At 51.3% G+C, this 20,924-nt stretch carries 18 protein-coding genes; 2 read left to right on the plus strand and 16 right to left on the minus strand.

The genetic code is table 11. The annotated features are described in order from the left end of the window. Window positions 1–31: 31 nt before the first annotated feature. The 5 genes from H70357_RS22330 to H70357_RS22350 all read right to left on the minus strand — a co-directional run bounded on the left by H70357_RS22330 (window position 32) and on the right by H70357_RS22350 (window position 3,220). Window positions 32–415 carry a winged helix-turn-helix transcriptional regulator gene (locus H70357_RS22330; protein WP_038594293.1) on the minus strand — a complete coding sequence of 128 codons (384 nt, stop codon included), beginning with the start codon at window positions 413–415 and terminating at the stop codon, window positions 32–34. A 99-nt stretch (window positions 416–514) separates the two neighbouring features. Beyond that, window positions 515–1,294 (minus strand): hypothetical protein, encoded by a 780-nt coding sequence (locus H70357_RS22335; protein ID WP_052092192.1) that lies wholly within the window; start codon window positions 1,292–1,294, stop codon window positions 515–517. 2 nt (window positions 1,295–1,296) lie between these two features. Next, window positions 1,297–1,749 (minus strand): flavodoxin, encoded by a 453-nt coding sequence (locus H70357_RS22340; RefSeq protein ID WP_038594296.1) that lies wholly within the window; start codon window positions 1,747–1,749, stop codon window positions 1,297–1,299. A gap of 169 nt (window positions 1,750–1,918) precedes the next feature. Beyond that, the gene (locus H70357_RS22345) at window positions 1,919–2,284 is read right to left on the minus strand and encodes a VOC family protein (protein ID WP_038594299.1); all 366 of its coding nucleotides are present in this window, start codon (window positions 2,282–2,284) and stop codon (window positions 1,919–1,921) included. A gap of 102 nt (window positions 2,285–2,386) precedes the next feature. Then, on the minus strand, window positions 2,387–3,220 hold the full coding sequence (locus H70357_RS22350; RefSeq protein WP_038594302.1) for an AraC family transcriptional regulator: 834 nt from the start codon (window positions 3,218–3,220) through the stop codon (window positions 2,387–2,389). Window positions 3,221–3,513: 293 nt separating this feature from the next. Here H70357_RS22350 and H70357_RS22355 point away from each other — a divergent pair, with 293 nt between their 5' ends. Next, complete coding sequence (locus H70357_RS22355) at window positions 3,514–4,377, plus strand: class I SAM-dependent methyltransferase (RefSeq protein WP_038594305.1); 864 nt, start codon at window positions 3,514–3,516, stop codon at window positions 4,375–4,377. A gap of 3 nt (window positions 4,378–4,380) precedes the next feature. Then, entirely contained in the window at window positions 4,381–5,127 is a 747-nt protein-coding gene (locus H70357_RS22360) for an RluA family pseudouridine synthase (protein WP_052092193.1), read from the plus strand. 54 nt (window positions 5,128–5,181) lie between these two features. Here H70357_RS22360 and H70357_RS22365 read toward each other — a convergent pair whose 3' ends face one another. From H70357_RS22365 to H70357_RS22415, 11 genes are all read right to left on the minus strand, one after another. Continuing rightward, window positions 5,182–5,613, minus strand: a complete 432-nt coding sequence (locus H70357_RS22365; RefSeq protein ID WP_038594308.1) for a MarR family winged helix-turn-helix transcriptional regulator — start codon at window positions 5,611–5,613, stop codon at window positions 5,182–5,184. Window positions 5,614–5,816: 203 nt separating this feature from the next. Continuing rightward, on the minus strand, window positions 5,817–8,258 hold the full coding sequence (gyrA, locus tag H70357_RS22370) for a DNA gyrase subunit A (protein ID WP_038594311.1): 2,442 nt from the start codon (window positions 8,256–8,258) through the stop codon (window positions 5,817–5,819). Window positions 8,259–8,498: 240 nt separating this feature from the next. Further along, on the minus strand, window positions 8,499–10,481 hold the full coding sequence (gene parE, locus H70357_RS22375; RefSeq protein WP_038594314.1) for a DNA topoisomerase IV subunit B: 1,983 nt from the start codon (window positions 10,479–10,481) through the stop codon (window positions 8,499–8,501). 68 nt (window positions 10,482–10,549) lie between these two features. Next, on the minus strand, window positions 10,550–11,539 hold the full coding sequence (locus tag H70357_RS22380; RefSeq protein WP_038594317.1) for an ABC transporter permease: 990 nt from the start codon (window positions 11,537–11,539) through the stop codon (window positions 10,550–10,552). Next, on the minus strand, window positions 11,532–12,512 hold the full coding sequence (locus H70357_RS22385; protein ID WP_081965883.1) for an ABC transporter ATP-binding protein: 981 nt from the start codon (window positions 12,510–12,512) through the stop codon (window positions 11,532–11,534). Before H70357_RS22385 ends, H70357_RS22380 begins: the two co-directional genes overlap by 8 nt. 52 nt (window positions 12,513–12,564) lie before the next feature. Beyond that, window positions 12,565–13,506 (minus strand): GDSL-type esterase/lipase family protein, encoded by a 942-nt coding sequence (locus tag H70357_RS22390; protein WP_052092194.1) that lies wholly within the window; start codon window positions 13,504–13,506, stop codon window positions 12,565–12,567. Window positions 13,507–13,739: 233 nt separating this feature from the next. After that, window positions 13,740–14,537 carry a CAP domain-containing protein gene (locus H70357_RS22395; RefSeq protein WP_038594321.1) on the minus strand — a complete coding sequence of 266 codons (798 nt, stop codon included), beginning with the start codon at window positions 14,535–14,537 and terminating at the stop codon, window positions 13,740–13,742. A 289-nt stretch (window positions 14,538–14,826) separates the two neighbouring features. After that, entirely contained in the window at window positions 14,827–16,791 is a 1,965-nt protein-coding gene (locus tag H70357_RS22400; RefSeq protein ID WP_038594323.1) for a WG repeat-containing protein, read from the minus strand. Window positions 16,792–16,882: 91 nt separating this feature from the next. Next, window positions 16,883–17,938 carry a galactose ABC transporter substrate-binding protein gene (locus H70357_RS22405; protein ID WP_156131026.1) on the minus strand — a complete coding sequence of 352 codons (1,056 nt, stop codon included), beginning with the start codon at window positions 17,936–17,938 and terminating at the stop codon, window positions 16,883–16,885. A 134-nt stretch (window positions 17,939–18,072) separates the two neighbouring features. Beyond that, window positions 18,073–19,098, minus strand: a complete 1,026-nt coding sequence (locus tag H70357_RS22410; protein WP_038594327.1) for a substrate-binding domain-containing protein — start codon at window positions 19,096–19,098, stop codon at window positions 18,073–18,075. Next, a complete protein-coding gene (locus H70357_RS22415) occupies window positions 19,095–20,924 on the minus strand; it encodes a sensor histidine kinase (protein WP_081965884.1) in 1,830 nt (609 codons plus the stop codon). Before H70357_RS22415 ends, H70357_RS22410 begins: the two co-directional genes overlap by 4 nt.

Below are 20,924 nucleotides of genomic sequence, written 5' to 3' on the forward strand. Positions count from 1 at the left end.
CTTTTCTTAAGAAAAACGACCGGTCCCTGTTTCAGAGGCCGGCCGTTTTATCATTCCGCTCACGTTCAGACAATACAATGGCCCGATCACCGTACACCCGTTCAATGTGCGTATCGCCCCATTTGCACAGAAGGTGAAGAATTGCTTTTAGACTCCAGCCATATTCTGTCAGCTCATACTCTACTCTCGGTGGAACCACATTATAAGAAGTCCGTTTTATGACTCCGTCCTCTTCCAATTCCCGCAGCTGCTGCGTTAGCACCTTCTGTGTAATAGCAGGCATCAGTCCCATCAGTTCCCCATTGCGTTTCTTGCCAAACGTAAGAAAGAATAGAATCACCGGCTTCCACTTGCCTCCGATCACTTCAAGCGTCGCTTCCACTGCGGTGTTATAGGTTTTAATTGTTTCCGGCATTGGCTGGAACACCTCCTGCCCTTAACCATATCTTCATGTCCCCTGCTTGGCAAGCCTGTCATGCTCCGGGAAGGAATGGATAGTCCACTTGGTTACGGATTACATTAATCCGTATCTTCCGAAGGATTCCTCACTTTTCTCGTTCCTGCGCTCTCCGTATTTTAATGCAGGATGTGCCATGGCTTCGCCCTCCAAGAATACAGACAACAATCGCACATAATCAAGTGATTCGCCAAGCGGTACACCTGCTCCGTCAAAGATATGCCGGCGGCCGTCAAGCAAAGTATATATTTCAATGGTTTCAGCTGGTTCTCCATAAGCCTTATGGCAGAACACATTAGCCATGTGCAGAAATCCGGTGATCACATCCTCATTTCCGTTCACCATAAATTTCTGGATATTCAAGCAGCGTCCATTTATTGCGGAATTCCAGGCCAGTTGAAAAATCAGTGCCAGGTCGATCGCCAGCTCCGGTACCGGAACATGCCACTGCTCATAGAGCATCACCGGCACCTCGCGGGTATGATTCCCGGAGACAATGCGCATCAGCTCGTCAGCCACCGCCGTTTTGATATCCCAATAGTGCATTAGCGAAGGAAAAGCTGTTCCTTTGGGCGGCCAGCGCCGCTCCAGCAGAAATTGGATAGGCGTCTCCCTGCGCACCTCTGGCTGCAGACTGTAGAAATCGTTAAGGGTATGCCCTACTGCATACTGGACTTGCTGCCTCCAGCGCGGAAGCCCTGTGGCCGCAGCCCCTCCGGTAGGATCCTCGGCTCCGCCCAGCATGATATGCTCCATGCGGAAATCGTTAAGCCGGCTGTAGCCTGCGTCCGGCACTTCCCTTCTTCCCGCCACCTGATATCCTGCCGCGCCGCCCATTCTTAAGAAACCGCCGCGCAGGTTTCGATAAATTGACGACCGAAATTCCGGCAGGCCTCTTTCTCGGCAGCGTTCGGACCGTATTCAATCTTCAAGCTTTCCTGAACAATCTCTGCGCCGCGTTCCTTGAGTTTCTCCTCAATCTGATTCACGGCTCCGCAATAGATTTCATATCCGGTGTCCCCGCTTCCGAAGGCAGCTGCCTTATAAGCCGTCAGATCCAGATCATCCATCTCCTCATAAAAATCTAAAAATTCATCAGGCAACTCACCGTCACCCCAGGTATAGGCACCAAGCAGCACGCCCTCATAAGCTTTTATCTCATCCGCATTGCAGTCGGTGACCGATTTCAGAACGGCCTCTCCGCCTGCCTGGCGTATTCCTTCCACAATCAGCTCAGCAATCTCTTCCGTATTGCCGGTCAAGCTGGCATATGCCACGAGCACCTTAGCCATGAATCTGTTCCTCCCCAAGGTAAACATTAAATTTAAACCAACTTTTACTAACCTCATTCTATTTGATAATGATTATCATTGTCAATATATAAAAACACGAACACTGACCGGGAGTCCGGTTGATGTTCGCGTTCATCGTCGATTCTGTATTATCGAGGCTTGCTATAACTTAATATGCTCCTTCAAGCAAGGTAATGCTATTGCCGTCAGGATCGCGGAAATTCATTTCCTTACCCCCGTATTCCATTGTAACCGGCGGCTGGCAATCCAATCCTCTTGCCTTGAGCGTTTCATAGGTCTCATCCAGATTGCTGCAGGAGAACACCAGATTGACTGCTCCTGTCGTCAGCTTATCCCATTTATTCTCATCCCAGATAATGATGCCCGGCTGACTTTTGTCAAAGCCAATCTTCGCCCCGTCAGAGTTGCCATAGCCTTCAAACGGTACAGGAATCCCCAGCACCTCTGCATAAAATGCCGCCAAGGCTGCAGTATCCTTGCTGTACAAATTGATGCCTTCAAAAGCAGAAATCATAGTATATCCCTCTCATTCTCATCATTTGGTTAGCGGCGCATTGGCCATCTGACAACAGTATACCTGGTGACCGCCGCCGCTGTATTGCAAAAAAACGACATGTTAATTCCGTGCATAGGCCAGAGCTTCAAGCGGCGTTTTGCCGGCAAATTTCTTGAAATTATTATTCAGATGGGACTGGTGGCTGTAGCCGTAGCTATATACAACATCCTGAATATTTCTATTCTGCGGGGCTGTGCGGTATAGTTCCAGCCATACATTCTGAAAGCGCACAAGATCGGCTGCTTTTTTGGGCGAAATTCCGATATATTCACGAAAAAGCCTTTCCAGCTGCCGGCTGCTAAACCCCGAATCCCCTTCCAGTGCAGCAGCGGATATGACGCCTTTGGACTTCACGATGGCATACACAGCATTCAGCATGCCGTCATTGCTGTGCCGGGTCTTCTCCAGCTGACGCAGCAGATAAGCTTCCACCAAGGCAATCCGTTCTGCTACAGTACGGGTCCCCGGCAGCTTGTCTCCCAATTCGCTGCGGAACGAACCGAAATAATGGTCCACCCCGGTATGGATGTTCAGGACCTCCCTGAGATGGTCATCGGCGAACAAGTGCACGGCCCAGAAGTGGAAGCGGATGGCGAAGCGGATTTTTCCCGTATCGTCGTGAGCTTGTCCGGCTTCAAAAGGCGTATCGTTAATCCCGCAAAAAATCCCGCCCGACTCTCCCGTCTGCTCATCCCACTCCCAAATGATGTCCATGCAGCTGTCCGGTATAATAATTTCTCCCCCAAGGGAGGGGGCCGAGGGAGCATTAAGCTGTTTCTCTGGCTCTCCCCAGAAACAGCGGATATAAGGACGCAGCGCCTTGCAGGGCAGAATCTCCCCTGCCCCCTTCGGATTCGCCGTAATCGGATAATACAGCTCCGACAGATTGTACATGAAGCCGCTGCCCCTTTCTGTGCTTGTTCAACTTCCGATAAACATACTTAACCTGATCATACACAATCACTGCCAGAAACGCTACAATAACGGCCGTCAGCACTCCTCCGAGAAGCAGATAGTTTCTTGTCATTTGTTGGCCTAACTCGCTGATATATTTGGAAATATTATACGCACATCCCCAAATGGGCAAAATGAGAAGAGTCGCAGCTTTGTTACCTTTTTGTTTGTAGGGCCCGGGCTAAATGTTGTACAATAAAGGCTAAATGAATTTTTTGAAGGATGGATTAAATATGTATATAGCAGGCGATTGGAAAGACTACGAAGTTATTGATACCGGAGGCGGAGAAAAGCTGGAACGCTGGGGCGATATTATTCTGCGCCGCCCGGACCCGCAAATCATTTGGCCGCTCGCGAACGAGACGGCGAAGTGGCGGGATGTGCACGGACATTATCACCGCAGCTCGGCAGGCGGCGGACAATGGGAAATGAAGAAAACCATTCCGGACGACTGGAAAATCAGCTACGGCAAGCTGAATTTCCACCTGCGTCCGACAAATTTCAAGCATACTGGCCTGTTCCCTGAGCAAGCGGCCAACTGGCGCTGGATGATGGACAAGATCGCTGAGGCGAACCGTCCGATCTCTGTGCTCAACCTGTTTGCTTACACCGGTGGGGCTACAGTGGCTGCAGCGAGCGCCGGAGCTTCGGTAGTGCATGTGGATGCGGCCAAAGGCATGGTCCAATGGGCGAAAGAAAATGTGGCCCTGTCCGGCCTTGCCGAACGTCCGGTCCGCTATATTACCGATGATGTCTTCAAATTTGTACAGCGCGAACAGCGCCGCGGCAGCAAATACGATGCAATTATTATGGACCCGCCTTCCTATGGCCGAGGACCCGGCGGTGAAATGTGGAAGCTTGAAGCGAGTCTGTACCCGTTCCTGGAGAGCTGCATGCAAATCATGAGCGACAGACCTTTGTTCATGCTCATTAACTCCTATACGACAGGCATTTCTCCAACCGTTCTGCGCAACATGCTCTCGATGACGATGGGCAAACGGTACGGCGGCAAGCTGACCTCCGGCGAAATCGGACTGCCGATTACCTCCTCCGGGATGAACCTGCCTTGCGGAATTTTGGGCCGCTGGGAGGCGTAAGCCATGACTGCACACAATTCCGGTACAGCCGGAGTGGGCGGGGAGGGAAGTTCCCGTTTTGAAGTTCTGTACGAGGACAACCACCTTCTCGGCATCGTGAAGCCTGTAAATATCCCCGTACAGGAGGATGCTACTGGCGATGCAGACTTGTTGAGCCTGCTTAAGGAAGATGTGAAGGAACGCTTTAACAAGCCCGGTAATGTGTACATGGGACTCGTTCACCGGCTGGATCGTCCAGTCGGAGGTGCGATGATCTTCGCCAAGACATCCAAAGCCGCTTCACGGCTGTCCGAGAGCGTCCGTACCCACAGCTTCCATAAAGTCTACCTGACCGTGGTGCACGGCCAGCCTCCGGCCTCCCAGGGCCGTCTGATCAATACCTTGCTCAAGGATGCCAAGAGCAATACAGTTACCATTGTCCGCAAAGGAACACCGGGCGGCAAAGAGGCTATTCTGGATTATACGGTGCTGGACAGCGCGGAGGGGTATACTCTGCTGAAGATAGACCTGCTTACCGGACGTTCGCATCAGATCCGCGTGCAGCTTGCCGGAATCGGCTGTCCCTTGTTCGGGGATCAGAAATACGGTTCGGCGGTGAACAGACCGGGGCAGCAAATTGCCCTCTGGTCCGCGCTGGTCGGCTTTCCGCATCCGGTTACCAAAGAAGAAATCGAGCTTATCTCGCTGCCGCCGCAGACTTTTCCCTGGAATCTGTGGTCCCGGCATTTGCAAAAACAGGCCATCCGTTAACGGATGGCCTGTTTTTTGAGCTTATATAAGTATTAATAAGATCCAAGTTTAGGTTCAGGGTGTAGAGCCTTCCGGCGTAGGAGCAACCGCCATCTTGCCCATCAGATAAAGCAGCAGCTGCTGATTATGTGAAGAAATCGGATCAAGCGCTTCGGCAAAAAAATCACTGCGGATCTGGAGTCCGCGCTCGGTCTCTTTCTGTCCGTTCTCCGTGATGCTCACCCAGACAATCCGCCGGTCCGCTGCATCGCGTTCACGCACAATCAAATTATGCTTCTCCATCCGGTCAAGCAGCATCGTCACCGCCGCCGGGCTGGTCGCGAGATGGGGGGCCAGATCAGAAGGCTTCATTGCGTCACGTTCCTGAAGCAATTCAAGCACGGTGAGTTGGGCATCTGTCAGTGTAGGCGCAAGCTTGCTATCCATATGTAGCTTATAGTCCTTCAATATTTTATGCCAAATCTTACTGAATTCTGAGGAATGCACAGTTACTCCTTCCTTTCCCTGCGGATTTCAATCCGGTATATCTACATTTTCGAGAAAGAAATTCCATTTCCTGCAAAACGAAAAAATAAATAACCAAACCCCTTGTTATCCGTTACTTTACCTATACAAAAAGGCGTTGTAGCCAGCCAGTGAGGAGCCGTCAAACGCCTTTTGTATGTTAGCCCTGTTGCAGTGCATACGAATTACTTAATTGCAGGCAAAAGAGTGATGATCTCATCCTTCTTCTCAACCGGAACAAGTTGTTTGCCTGTAGAACGGCGATCACCCAGCGGAGCAGCCTCAGAAGAGAACTGATGATGCAAGCCATCACGGGTGAAGGCGACTAACTCCAGCGGATCCTTGCAGTGGAATGCCCCCGCAAGCCTGCTGCCGTTCGGTTTGACCCGTTTGCCTTCCTTGAACTCGAAGGTCGGCATCCCTTTGCCGCCGCGGCTCTGCGACGGATAATCCACTAATAGTGTCCGTTTCGCATATCCAAGGTCGGAGACAACCAGTATTTCGCCTTCGTCTTCGCTTACCCAGAAGCAGGAAACCACTTCGTCACCTTCGCGAAGCTGAATACCGCGGACCCCGCTGGCCACACGGCCCATCGGATTGACTTCGTTCTCGCGGAACCGGATGCTCATCCCTTCGCGGGTCACAAGCACGATGTCCTTGTCTCCGCTGCTCAGCGCCACTGTAATGATCTCATCGCCATCAGCTACCTTGCAGGCAGCCACGGCTCCGGAACGGCTCGTAGAGTACTCCTTGAGCTCCGTACGTTTGACCTGGCCCTTACGCGTGACGAAGACCAGACTCGCCTGAGGCTCCTCCAGATTGCCCACCGGCAGCACGCTGACAATGCCATCGCCTTTCGCCAGGCTGATGACGTTCACGATTGCCGTGCCGGGCTCTTTCCATTTGAATTCCGGTATCTGGTGAACCGGAAGCAGGAAATATTGCCCCTTGCGGGTAAATACCAGCAGGCTGTCCCTTGTATTGAGATCCAGCAGCTTGACGATATGGTCGCCTTCCTTAACACCGGAGGCTTGGCGTTCACCGCCCGAACGCGTGAACGAAGGCATTCCGGTCCGTTTGATGTAACCATCGGCCGAAAGTGCTACAAGCACATCCTCGGCGTTAACCAGTACTTCAAGGCTGACCTTCAGCTCTTCAACCTCGCCCTGAATAAGCGAGCGGCGGTCTATCCCGTATTTATCACGGATCTCCAGCAGTTCCTTGCGGATGACGGCGATCAATTTTTTGTCGCTGTCCAAGATACCGCGTAATGTGGCAATCCGCGCCTGCATTTCGTCCAATTCCTTCTGGAGCGAATGAATCTCCAGATTGGTCAGACGGTACAGCTGCAAAGTAAGAATGGAATCGGCCTGGCGTTCGCTGAAGCCGAACATCCATACCAGATTGTTCTGGGCATCCTGGCGGTTCTTCGATGCCTTGATCGCAGCGATAACCTCGTCCAGAATGTTCAATGCCTTTACAAGCCCTTCCAGAACGTGGGCGCGGTCCTCCGCTCTTTCCAGGTCGAACTGGGTGCGGTGGGTAACCACATCACGCTGGTGGGCGATATAGGCTTGCAGGATAGCCTTAAGGCCAAGCTGCTGCGGAGCCTTGTTGACAATCGCCACCATATTGAAGTTGTAAGTGACCTGCAGATCGGTTTTCTTCAGCAGATAAGCCAACACGCCCTGGGCGTCGGCTTCCTTCTTCAGCTCCACCACAATGCGCAGCCCTTCCCGTCCGCTTTCGTCGCGGACTTCGGCGATGCCTTCGATCTTCTTCTCCAGACGGATGTTCTCCATGGAGGTGACCAATCGTGATTTCACAATCTGGAACGGCACTTCCGTAATAACGATCTGTTGTTTGCCGCCGCGCAGATTCTCAATCTCTGTCTTGGAGCGCAGGTAAATGCGGCCTTTGCCGGTACGGTAGGCGTCCATAATTCCTTCGCCGCCCATAATCGTACCGCCTGTCGGGAAATCCGGACCCTTGATAAATGTCATGATGTCCTCGAGCTCGATCTCCGGCTTTTGCATCACCGCGATACAGGCATCAATGACCTCACGCAGATTATGCGGCGGAATCTCCGTGGCGAATCCGGCCGAAATGCCGCTCGTTCCGTTGACCAGCAGGTTCGGATAACGTGAAGGAACCACCACTGGCTCCTTGGCTGTGTTGTCAAAGTTATCTTTGAACAGCACGGTGCGCTTCTCGATGTCGCGCATCATCTCCATGGCAATCGGCGACAGGCGGGCTTCCGTGTACCGCATCGCTGCTGCCGGATCATCATCCATCGAGCCCCAGTTGCCGTGTCCGTCCACAAGCACATGGCCCATCTTCCAAGGCTGTGCCATCCGCACCATTCCGTCATAAATCGACGAATCCCCGTGGGGATGATAATTACCCATGACGTCCCCGACGGTTTTGGCGGATTTACGGTACGGCTTGTCCGGGGTATTCCCGGAATCGTACATGGCGTATAGAATCCGGCGCTGTACAGGCTTCAGCCCGTCACGCACGTCCGGAATCGCCCGGTCCTGAATGATATATTTGGAATACCGGCCAAAGCGGTCACCGACGACCTCTTCCAGAAAAGCCGGTGAAAATTGTTCTGATAAACTGCTCACTTGGCTCACCTTCTGTTCCTCAAACTGCCCGCCTAAAAATAGTGTGGTGATCCCTTGTCACTGCGGGGAATGTTTGGACTTCCGATCGCTGTTATTCCCGAATTTCTTCAATTTGACCCGCTTTACGGTTGAAATTCGAGAATAAAGGCGAACGCTGACGCTTCTGCAGTTCCAAACTTCCCCTTCGTTCCTCAGATCACCAAGCTCTTTTTAACAATCGGGATAATCGTCACTTGCACACTACTCTACAAATTCGGTAAAGTCGACGTTTTCGACAATCCAGCGCTTGCGGGGATCGACCTTGTCGCCCATCAGCGTGGATACGCGGCGCTCCGCCTTTGCGGCGTCCTCAATCTGCACCTGAAGCAGCGTGCGTGATTCCGGGTTCATCGTCGTCTCCCACAGCTGGTCGGGATTCATCTCGCCGAGTCCTTTGTACCGCTGCAGCTCGAAGTTTTTGCCGAATTCCTTGAGGTAATTCTGCAGCTCCTCGTCGCTCCAGGAGTAACGTACCGTCTCCAGCTTACCTGATTTGCGCGTCAGCTTATACAGCGGCGGCTGGGCGATAAACACCTTGCCGGCGTCAATCAACGGCTTCATGTATCGGTAGAAAAAGGTCAGCAGCAGCACTTGAATATGCGCACCGTCCGTATCAGCATCGGTCATAATGATAATTTTGGAATAATTGCTGTCTTCTACGGCAAAATCCGGACCGATTCCCGCACCGATTGCGGAAATAATCGCCTTGTACTCATCATTCTTAAGAATGTCCAGCAGTTTGGCCTTCTCCGGATTCATCGGCTTGCCCTTAAGCGGCAGAATAGCCTGAATCTTGGAGTCACGCCCCTGCTTGGCTGATCCTCCGGCGGAATCGCCTTCGACGATAAACAGCTCTGTACGCGTAACGTCCTTGGACTGCGCAGGCGAGAGCTTGCCGCCCAGGTTGGAGCTTTCACTGCGTTTCTTGCCGCTGCGGATTTCATCGCGGGCCTTGCGCGCCGCTTCACGGGCTCTGGAGGCCTGGATGGATTTCTTCAGCAGGCTTTGCGCCACCTGCGGATTCTCCTCCAGGAAACGGGCCATGTTCTCGGACACGATAAAGTCGACGGCACTGCGGGCAGAAGCGCTTCCGAGCTGATCCTTCGTCTGGCCGACGAATTCTACCTCGGACATCTTGACGCTGATTACCGCCATCATGCCTTCGCGCAGATCATTGCCCTCCAGGTTCTTGTCCTTCTCCTTAAGCAGCTGTGTCCGGCGGGCATAATCATTCAGCACGCGGGTATAGGCTGTCTTGAAGCCGGTCTCATGTGTTCCCCCGCTGCGCGTAGGAATCGAATTGACGAAAGAGGCCAGCGTCTCGGTATAACCTGCGTTATACTGCAATGCCACCTCAACCTCAATATCATCCTTCTCCGAACTGAAATGGATGACGTCATGCAGCACATCCTTGCCCTCATTTAGAAACTGCACGAACTGGCTTGCGCCGCCTTCATAGAAAAATTCATCCTGGCGGCCGCTGCGCTCGTCACTTAGATTAATCCGCAGCCCGGAGTTCAGGAAGGCGATCTCCTGCACCCGTTCCGCAAGGGTATCATAGTTCAGGGCAATGCCATTCGGGAAGACGCGAATATCCGGCTTGAAGGTAATCTTCGAACCGGTCTTATTCGTATTTCCCAGCACCTCAAGACCGGTAACAGGCTCACCGACATGCTCTTTCCCCTTTGCATCTACCCAATATTCGAAACGCTGGCGGTGGATTTTGCCGTCACGATAAATTTCGACTTCCAGCCACTCGGACAGCGCATTGGTAACTGAAGCCCCAACGCCATGCAAACCGCCCGATTTCTTGTACCCGGAGCCGCCGAATTTACCACCGGCATGCAGGATCGTGAAAACAACCTGCGGTGTAGGCACTCCGGTCTTATGCATCCCGGTCGGGATTCCCCGGCCGTTATCAATGACGGTAACCGAACCGTCCTTGCGCAGTGTAATATCAATCTTCGAGCAAAACTTGGCTAAATGCTCATCTACGGCGTTATCCACTATTTCCCATACGAGATGGTGCAGTCCCGAGGAACTCGTACTGCCGATATACATGCCGGGCCGTTTGCGGACCGCAACCAGACCTTCGAGCACTTGAATGTCGTCAGCATCGTATCCAGTCCGGCCTGTTTCGGCGTTCTTAGAGACTTTTGCAAACATATCGATCTGTTCGAGCATTCATGCTCCTCCTTCTTTTCTCTCTATCTATGAAATGCAAACAAACGTTTTGGTTCACTTTGTACATTCTAATTCAAAATATCCCGTTTCGTAAAGACGGCGAATGAAATGATTACTGCAGAAATCCCCCAAACAGCCAGAACAGCCATGGAAAAAGGCAGTGTCATCCCCTCAATCGGTGCCGGTGTTCCGGCCAAATACCCGGTTAATCCCAGATTAACCATAAATAAATATTTAGCTGTCGTCCAGGCCGAAGCCATATTGGTCAGAATCGTTCCGGCGATCAGTGCGGCCATCATCACCACGATGCTTGCCGCTGTGCTGCGCACCAGTACCGATACCATAAATGCCAGCAGGGCAACGACTACGCTCACGAACCAGATTAATCCGCCCTGCATCAGCAGGTATTTCCACTGCGGAACGGAATGGACAGCCGACATATCCACCGCATCTCCGCTGATTTGGAACCCGGTAAATACAGGAAGATTAAAGCCCTTGTATCCAAAAACAAGCCCCGAAATCAGATAGCTGATTGCAAACACCGACAGTACAATCAAGGAGACGAACATCAGCAGCGCCGCCAGCTTGCTGAACAGCACCTTCCAGCGTTTGACCGGCCGGGTCAGCAGCATCTTGATCGTACCGGTCGTCCTTTCCCCGGATACAAGATCTGAGGCTACTGCCATAATCAGCAGCGGAATGAACAAGGAGACCGAGTTGTCCAGGAACTCGCGGGTAAAGGTAACCCCGCTGGGCTCATTCGGATTGACGTCATGGTCCAGATAATATTGCAGCTGCTGGACGAATATCCGCCGGTAGGACTTCCATTCCTCGGGAATCCGGTCGCTGCCCAGTGAATTTTGATTATCGGTAATCTGCTGCTGTATCTCCAGTCTCCAGTCCGAATTAAACTTGTCCCGGCTGCGCTCGGCTATACGCATCTGTGCATAGGTAAACATAGGCACAAGTACGACCAGAATTAGCAGTATAACATAAAACCGTTTCTTTTTTATAATCTTCAGGCACTCATTACGGATGAGCGGAAGCAAATTAATCAATAGTTTCACCTTCCGTTAGCTTCAAGAATAGCTGTTCCAGTGTGGGGTTTATTTTATGCACAGCGCTAACTTCCACTTCTGCTGTGACGAGCACGGCAACAATCTCCGGAATCAGGTCTTCATCCATGACCGTGATGAGGGAATTCGCGCCCATTCCGGCAATAACGGAGTCGTCAAGCGTAACCTCATCCAGTTCGAGAAGCTTGATGTCAGGACGTCCGGCCAGTATCGTTCTGGCCCTGTCCAAAGGCTCCAGATCCCATAGCACATAAGGGGAATTGCGTGCAACCAGTTCATTTACACCGCCAACCGCCAGCACGCGGCCTTTACTGATAATCGCAACACGGTCGCACAGCAGCTGAATTTCGCTCAGCAAATGGCTCGATACAAATACCGCGAGGCCTTCCGCAGCAAGCTCGCGGATAAATTCGCGCAATTCTTTGATCCCTTTAGGGTCCAGACCGTTTGTCGGCTCATCCAGAATCAGCAGCCGGGGACGGCCCAGCAGCGCCTGGGCAATTCCAAGCCGCTGCCTCATCCCCAGCGAATAGGTGCTCACCTTGTCATGAATGCGCTGGTCCAGCCGGACAATATCCACTACCTCAGCAATTCGCGCCTTGTCCACGCCTGGCTGCATGCGGGCGAAATGCTGCAGATTCTCCCAGCCTGTCAGATAGGTATACACTTCCGGATTCTCTACGATCGAGCCAACATATTGCAGCGCTTTTTCCGGTTCACGGTTAACGTTATAGCCGCAAACGGTTATCTTGCCTTCACTTGGGCGAATCAGGTCCACAAGCATACGGATTGTAGTTGTTTTGCCGGCCCCGTTGGGTCCAAGGAAACCGAAGATTTCCCCTTGCTTCACATCGAAGGTAACATCATCAATGATCCATTTCCGGCCGATTTTTTTGCGGACGCCTTCCACTGACAGAATAACTGTCCCGGCTTCTCCGCTTATGTCTTTATCCATGTTCTCACAACTCCTTGCTACGATCATTTCTGACTTGCGGTGAAGTAAATCCTTAGCGCACAGCCTGTATGATTCGTTCGCTCATCCGCTGATAGCCGTCGCCGTTCGGGTGAAAATGATCGTTTGAAAGATACTTATCCAGATGGCGGTTGAACAAATCAAAGGTTGGGACGAGTGTCATATTGCTGTGTGTGTTAATGATCTCCATTGCCGCATTATTCCAGGCTGTAACCGCCTGATTGCCGGGCACCAGCAGATCCTCGATATCTCCAAATGGATTATATAATCCGACATAATAAATTTGCGCCTGCGGATTGATCTCGGCGATGCTCTCCAGAATCCCGCCAAGCCGTTTCGAAGCATCTGGCAGCGCGGCCAGCAGCGACTCCGGGGTCACCTCATCTTCAGTTGCCGAAGGAACGCTTGTCCCGGATGAGCCGGTTTTCCCGCCCGCTGTCCCTGTTTCAGAAGGATCTGCTCCAGGCATTGAAGCAATGTCCGCAGAACTCCCTGTCTCCGTTGATGTTGTCCCTTGTTCTGCACTGCCCGTTCCCATTATATCTGAGCCCCTGAACAAATCATTGCCCCCGATCGAGAGCAGCACGACGTTGGCCTGCCGCAAGGCATAGCGGACGCCTTCTTCTTTGAGCTTGCTTTGCAGGCCTGCGGTTGTCAGCCCGTTAATGCCCATATTGCCTAGCAGCTCCGCCTTGCCTCCGCCAGCTGACAGACCGTCCAGCGTCCGCTTTACAAAACCGTTTCCGGTGTTGTCACCGGTGCCTTTGGCCAAAGAGTCACCAAGTGCCAATATTTTCACTTCATCGCTGCTTGCCGCCGTGGGAACCGGTGTTACCTGCGGCAAAGAGGTTGATAGAACTTCACCCTTCGGGTATATAATATCGTTCACCGCATATCCAAAACCAACGATCAAAACTAACGTTGCTGCTATGGAAATCAGGCTCACAGTGCGCCAGGTCCATTTTGAATCGTTCAAAGCCATCCCTCCGTATGCAAGTTCTTATCTCCAGTGTTCCACATTTTACAAACTTCTTAACTATGTAGATAAACATAATTCTTCTATACTTAATTTGCAAATATCCACCGCCCAAGCGAAATTTGGCGGTTTTTGTCCTTAATAGTCTATTATATCAATCGAAAGCATTTTTTTCTCAAAAAAAAACGTCCCCCGGCAATGCCGGAGAACGGGTTTTGTACTTTTCATTAGGTTTATTTTCCGATGAATTCCTGAACCCAGTAATTGTTGTCGAAACCTACGCCGATGTAGTTAAAGTTCGCACTCAGAATATTGGCACGGTGTCCCTCACTGTTCATCCAGGCCGTCATTACTTCTTGCGGAGTTCTCTGGCCCATGGCAATGTTCTCCCCGGCAGCCCGATAAGTGACGCCAAAAGTGGCCATCATATCAAAAGGTGAACCGTACGTCGGGGATGTGTGCGAAAAGTAGTTGTTCGTACGCATATCGGTTGCTTTGGCTGCGGCCACCTTGTTCAGGCTTTCCAAAGCGCTGACCGGGGACAGCCCTGCTGTCGCACGTTCCTTATTCACAAGCGTAACGATTTGCTGGATATAGGACTCTTGAGTGCTGACTGCTGCTGCTGGTGTTGCCGTTGGTTTTGGTGTCGCAACAGGTGTTGCCGTTGGTGCCGCTGTTGCTACTGGTGTCGCCGTTGGTTTAGCTGTCGCTACAGGCGTTGCTACTGGTGTTGCCGTTGGTGCCGCTGTTGCTACAGGTGCCGCTGTTGGTTTAGCTGTTGCAACCGGTGCAGGTGTGTTTGTCGGAACAACAACCGGTTGAGATTTGTAAACTGTCACTGTTGTATTGGAAAAAGGAAATCCCTTAAGGCTATATTGGTTAAAATATTGCATGAATTGTGCGAAATTAGTTGGTGCTCCAGTCGCAGTATTACCCGCCTCTGCATTTGCCTGTATTGGAAGAGAAATGCTAAGCGCCATCACTGCCGCCACACTTCCACCTATCATTGCTCTTAAAGTTTTGCTCTTCATTCTGCCATCTCCTTGTTCATGATGTATTTGTTATGTTGCTGTCGGCCGAAGTAATGGGCTCCAAATATTACAAAGTTGTAATCTGTTCCTCAGTCATTGTAGCATAAATCTCTCAGCTGTGCGCTTCTAAATTTTTACATTAATAGATTGCCAGATAAGCAAGCAGACGGCTTGTACATTTCAACTCCAATACAACAAAAAAGCCGCCATCCTATTCAGGACAGCAGCCTCCTATTGACTTCGCTGTACATTCTGTACAGGTTAAGACGTTACCTTCGTTGCTGGAAGCTTAATGGAAAGACTGCCAGAACTCACCTTCGGTCGAGATCAGACCCATGATTTCTGCATAAGGAATGCGGAATGTCGGGAAACCCGCAGCATATGGGGCAATCTCGTAGGGAGCGAAATACAGATACAGCGCTTCTTCATCAACAAAAAAGGGCTGATCCGCCGTAATCCCCTTGTAGGTGTCCGGAAAAACGTAAGAGTACTGGGGATCGTTCGCAATCTGTTTGCCGACAATAGCGCTGAGCTTCGCCACATATTTGCTGCCCGGCTTGAACAGGTCACGAAGAGCATAAAACTTGCCGTTGCGCAAATTGATATGAACATAAATCCGGGTAGGCATGCCATGGGCAGCGCCAAAAGGGTACTTGTAGCCGCTCAGTTCCAGGACAAGCAGATTTTTGCGGAAGAAGGAGACGGCAAAATCCCCGGTATAGCTATAATCCTGCGTCCCTTCACCGGTCCCCGCTCCTTCGGCAAGGGAAAGGCTGCGCAGCTTGTCATTCACTTCTCTGGAAACCTCGGAGTTTGCGATCCCTTCGATAACCGGATAATACACCAAATAGTCTCTATTCGGTTTGTATTTCTTCTCCAGCACTGAATAAGGCGGACGGAGCGTTATGACTCCATTTTGCTTCCATACCTGATTGCCCCGCCGGTCGTAATAGGCTGTCCGCTGATCCACGTCAGCCCTGATCAGACTTCCGCTGAAGGAAAGTGTGCCTGAACCGGCAATCACGGGCGGCTGAGCTGCTTTTTTTCCGCTTTTGTCGATGAAATAGGTATCTGTGGCGTCAAACACTGAGGCGAGTCCATTCTGATAATTGTTCACACCCAGCAAGGGGTGGGTGCTGAGGATTCTGCCGGTTACCGCATCAGCGATAACATAACGTGAACCGCGGTAAGGCTGGTCTGGATACACTGGTGTACCCAATGCCACCCGGTCTTCACCCAGCTGTTGAACTTCATAATACTGGGCCGGGACTACGAGCTTGCCCTGCTTATCAATCAGGCCGTAGGCATTGCCATAAAAATTCTCAGCCGTATTGATCACCGCTCTTCCCGCAGAAAATGGCAGGGCGGCTGTATACTGCGGCTCTATCGCGATGCTTCCGTCTATCCGCAGATACCCGTATTTACCGTTCTCGGCAGCCTGGTATGCCAGCAGGCCATCCCCCGGATAACCTACAAATGGATATTTATACGTATGCAGCACGGTGCCTTGCGGGTCTATCAGCGCAAACTCCCTTTCGCCCAGCTTGACCAGTGCCATTCCGTTCATGAAATCGCCGGCGTCCTCGTAAACTGCAGGCAGTACTTCTTTTCCCTGGGCATCCAGATATCCGTAGTGGGAAGTACCCGTCGTACTTTGCTTGGAGAACATCGCACGCCCTTCATGCAGCGAATTTAAGTAATCATAACGCGCTGCTGTAACCTGCTTGCCTCTTTCGTCAATCAACGTATAGCCTTTGGCATCGGAAACCACAGCACGGCCTTCTGAAAAAGGGGCAATAAAGGAATAGGCCGGTCTCACTTTCTCCCGCCCGGAGCTGTCAATCAGGCCGCTCTTATCGTTGCGCTGCACAATCGCCAGGCCGTTCTCCTGAAAATCCTCGGCATATTCATACCTCGGTTCAATAACCGTCCGTCCTTCATTATTGATGTACCCCCAACGAGTCCCCTCTTTAAGCTTAAAAGGAGCGGGATGCAGCAAATCCGCCCGCAGCTCGCTGTCATCCACCTCAGGCAGGAAATAAAGCGCCTCTACAGGCTTTTTGGAGTAATCTACCCGATACAAACCCGCTTCTGCAGGAATCGTTACGAACAGATCATCATCCGCACGGATGAAATCCTCTTCCTGCTGAGGAATACATTCATTCCAGCCAATCCCGTCCCATCTCCACACTTCCGTCTGCACCAGGCTGTTATCCGTTCCTTTCGCCAGCTCATTCAGCTTAATCCTCAGCATCCCGTCGCTCTCCTTTACAAGGGCTTTTGCCTATAGGATATGTGGTCAAGGGAGAAAGGGTGTGTGGTAGTAAGCTCTGACGCTTTCCTAATTATTCGACGTCGGCGACATTGTCTCTGGTAATCTTCTTATAGGGGATCCATACATACTGGTTATCGGTAATATCGAAACCAATATTTTGTTTGGTTGGCGCTTCGCCTCTAGAGAGAACAGCCGCAAGTTTAATTGCTGCTTTGCCTTGGATGTTGGCATCATTTAGCACAGTGCCCAGCATGGTCCCCTCTTTGAGTGCTTTAACGGCCGGAGCTGTCGCATCTACACCGACTACCGGCATGTATTTCCCGCCGGAAAAATATCCGTCAGCTTTTAGAGCTTTAATTGCACCGAGAGCCATATCGTCGTTGTTGGCAAGCACAGCTTCAATCCGGTCTCCGCAGGTCTTCAGAAAGCCCGCCATTTTCTCCTGGCCCTTCACCCGGTCGAACATTCCGCTGTCTTCCGCCAGTTTCTCGACCTTGATACCTTCATCTTCAATCGCCTGAATGGAATAATTGGTGCGCAGCTCGGCATCCTGGTGTCCCGGCTCGCCCTTCAGCATGACATATTGAAGCACTCCGTCGCCGTTCTTATCGGCTTCGGGATGGGATTTCCAGTATTCCGCGATAATCTGGCCGGACATGGTGCCCGATTCTTCCGCTTTGGCGCCTACATAATACACCTTGTCCCATTTCTTCATATCTTCCGGAAACGGTTCACGGTTCAGGAAGACGACGGGAATGTCGGCGGTTTTTGCTTTGTCAATGATAACTCCTGCAGCAGTGCGGTCAACCGGATTAATCAGCATGCCTTTATATCCCTTGGTAATGAAAACGTCAACCTTGTCATTTTGCGTAAGCTGGGAGTTTTTGCTGTCTACAATGTCCACAGCTGCGATGCCTTTGGCTGCCGCCACAACCGATTTGCGGACACCGGCCATAAACGTATCGCTGAATTTATAAATGGCTACACCAATTTTTGGAGCTGAGCCGGTACCACCAGGGATTGCCGTCTCAGCGCTGCCGCCGGTATTCGCAGGGCTGCCTCCGCAGCCGGACATAGCAGCACCCAGCAACACGGCGGCGAATAAAACGGAAGACATTTTTTTCATCACTAATTGACCTCCCGAGGGTAAATCTTTCTCATGCCGGATCTGTCCCAGGTACATCATTATGCCTGAAAAAAGCACAGTTGCGAATATAAAATCCTACTGTATTCAATAAAAATCCTAATGAGTTCCCTATACTACCGGACAAAAGGAAACAGCAGCTTTTGATTCTCGGGCCATAGCATGTTTTCCAGGTCAATCAGCTTGGTGCCAGTATCCACACGCTCAGGAATGTCGATGCCTTCCAGGGCTTGGGCTGCATATTTCACGGCCAGATAACCGTTGCTGAACGGATTCTGGATCACAGTTGCCTGGACGGTTCCGTCCTGAAGCATTTCCATCATCGAGGGAGAGCTGTCGAAGGCCACCATTTTAACCTTATGCTGCTTCAGATTCTGCAGCACTTTGCCCGCGCCCTGCGACGCCGTTTCATTCAATGTGGCGATTCCGCGCAAATCGGGATGATTCTGCAGCATGTCCCGGGTCAATGATTCTGCATTGTCCGTGTTTGAAGAGGTGTAGGAAATCTGCACGACCTGAACATTCGGATAACGGGCCGCATAGTTCAGGAAACCCTTTTCCCTTTCTTCTGCGTCCCGGGCTCCATAATCAATCGGTCCGCTGGATTCCGGCTGCACGTTCTGAGAGGAGTTGGTGAAATTGATGATTCCAATCTCACCATATCCGTTCAACAGCTGTATCAGTCTTTCCGCTGATTTCTGTCCGGCTTCATAGCCATTTGAACCCACGTAGGCTTTGACTCTGGCCGAACCAACCTCGGCATCGACGGAAATGACAGGGATTTTGTAATAGGCGGCCTGATCCACTACCTGGGCCAACCCCATATAACTGCTGGCTGCCAAAATAATCGCCTCTGCCTTTTGATTAATAGAATCCTCAACCATGGTAATCTGCTTATCAATCTCACTCTCGGAATCAGGTGCCTTGAACGTCAGCTTGACATTAAATTCCTTGGCGGCGGCTTCAGCACCGAGCTTAACCGTGTTCCAGTAATCCCCTTTGTTCATCTTGACAATCATATCGATATTATGCGTTTTGTTGGTGCTGATATAAGCGGCGGGAGACGTATTGAAGCAGGAAGTGACCGTCAGCCACAGCACCGGACAAAGCAGCAGAATCAGCCACAATCGTTTGCTTCTCATGGAGATGATTCATCCTCCTTCTGCGGCTCCGGCCCCTCTGCGGTTTGGATTGCCGGGAATGTAATAGTGACCGTTGTGCCTTCCTCAAGCTCGCTTTCGAATGCAAGACCGAATTCGCGTCCGTAATAAAGTCTGATCCGCTCATTCACATTCCGCACGCCTACACCAGAGCCGCTGCCGCTTTTGGTCCCGCCGCTTAAAATCATATTCAGCATTTCCCTCGGCATTCCTAGCCCGTTATCACTGATTGTGATGACAATTAAGCCATGCTGAAGCTCGGCACTAATGGAGATCAGACCTTCGTCCGGCAGCATTTCAATCCCGTGATACAGTGCATTTTCTACAATCGGCTGCAGAATCAGCTTGATCGTCTGGTACTGGAGCACCTCATCCTGCGCCTTGATTTCAAAGCGGAATTTATTCTTGAAGCGGAAGCTCTGGATGACAAGATAATGACGGATATGATCCAGCTCTTCCTGCACGGTAATAATATTATTCCCCTTGCTCAGGCTGATCCGGAAAAACTTCGACAAGGATTGGATCATCGTGACCACTTCCTCGTTTTTGCCCCGTTCGGCAAGCCGGATGACAGAGTTCAGCGTGTTGTACAAAAAGTGCGGGTTGATCTGCGACTGCAGTACTTCAAGCTCACCTTTGCGCTTGGTCTCCTGCTCATAAATTATCTGGTCCATCAGCTGGCGGATCCGCTGGAGCATCAGGTTAAAGCGCCGCGACAGCTGTTCAACCTCATAAGCGCCGCTGACATTGATCGGAGTATTCAGATCACCCTCACCCACCTGCTTGACGGTCCGCTCCAGCTTGCGGATGGGACTGGCAATGAGCCAGGACAGGAAGACGGAGACAGCAATCACTCCAAGAATAACAGCAGCCAGAAACCAGACCAGAAATTGATTCAGATCCCGTTTCGTAGTCACAATTTCATCGTAATAAGCGACACCGACGATTTTCCAGCCGGTCTCCGCCAGCGTGCGTACGGTGATAAAACGTTTCTCTCCTGTCGATTCATCCAGATAGCTGCGGTAAGCATACTCCAGCACCGGTTCCACGTTCTCATACTTTAGACCGGCATAAATGAGCTGTTGCTGGGGGTGATAAACGATGTTGCCCAGCGAGTCCAAAATGTAAGCGTATCCTCTTTTGCCAAGCTTGACCTGCCGGCTCAGCTCATCAATCGTCCGGAAGTTGAAGTCGATCAGCAGGATGCCGGTTTTCAGTTCTCCGTTTTCTCTGTATTGAATCATTTTGCTAATGGAGACAACCCAGGTATACCGCCCCTTGAATAAATTTTGGATATGCGGTGCGGAATAGGAAATCTCCGAGCTTTTTTTGGCGGTGGTGAACCAGCTCTGACTTTCCAGCTGTGTATTCAGGCGCATGTTCTGGCCCGGGGTCCCGACCACATATTTCCCCTGCAGCGTAAACACGGCGACCGACACCAAATCTTTTCTGCTGTTCATCAGCGTATCCATCCGTTCGTACAGCAGCGGGGAGTCAATAGAGGCACTCGTCGTGACCTGTTCCTCCGCCGTCTCAAAAATATTGCTCATTCCTTTGACATACAGCTCCAGATTATAATTCACCTGCTCTATTATCTGCTGCATATTCAGATTGGCATTCTCCTCGGCTGTCTTCGCAAACTTGTTGTACAGCATGAAGCTGACGATCACCGCAACCAGCACAGTAACCGCCGTGAACGACACCGTAATGATAAGCTGAATACTCCGAAGTTTGGAGGATATCCTTGTTTTGCCGCGTCTGTCTTGCTGCGGGCGCAGCGGGAAAAAATAAGCCTTCGGCCTGTTCAT

It is taken from the genome of Paenibacillus sp. FSL H7-0357 (assembly GCF_000758525.1).
GTDB lineage: Bacteria > Bacillota > Bacilli > Paenibacillales > Paenibacillaceae > Paenibacillus_AQ.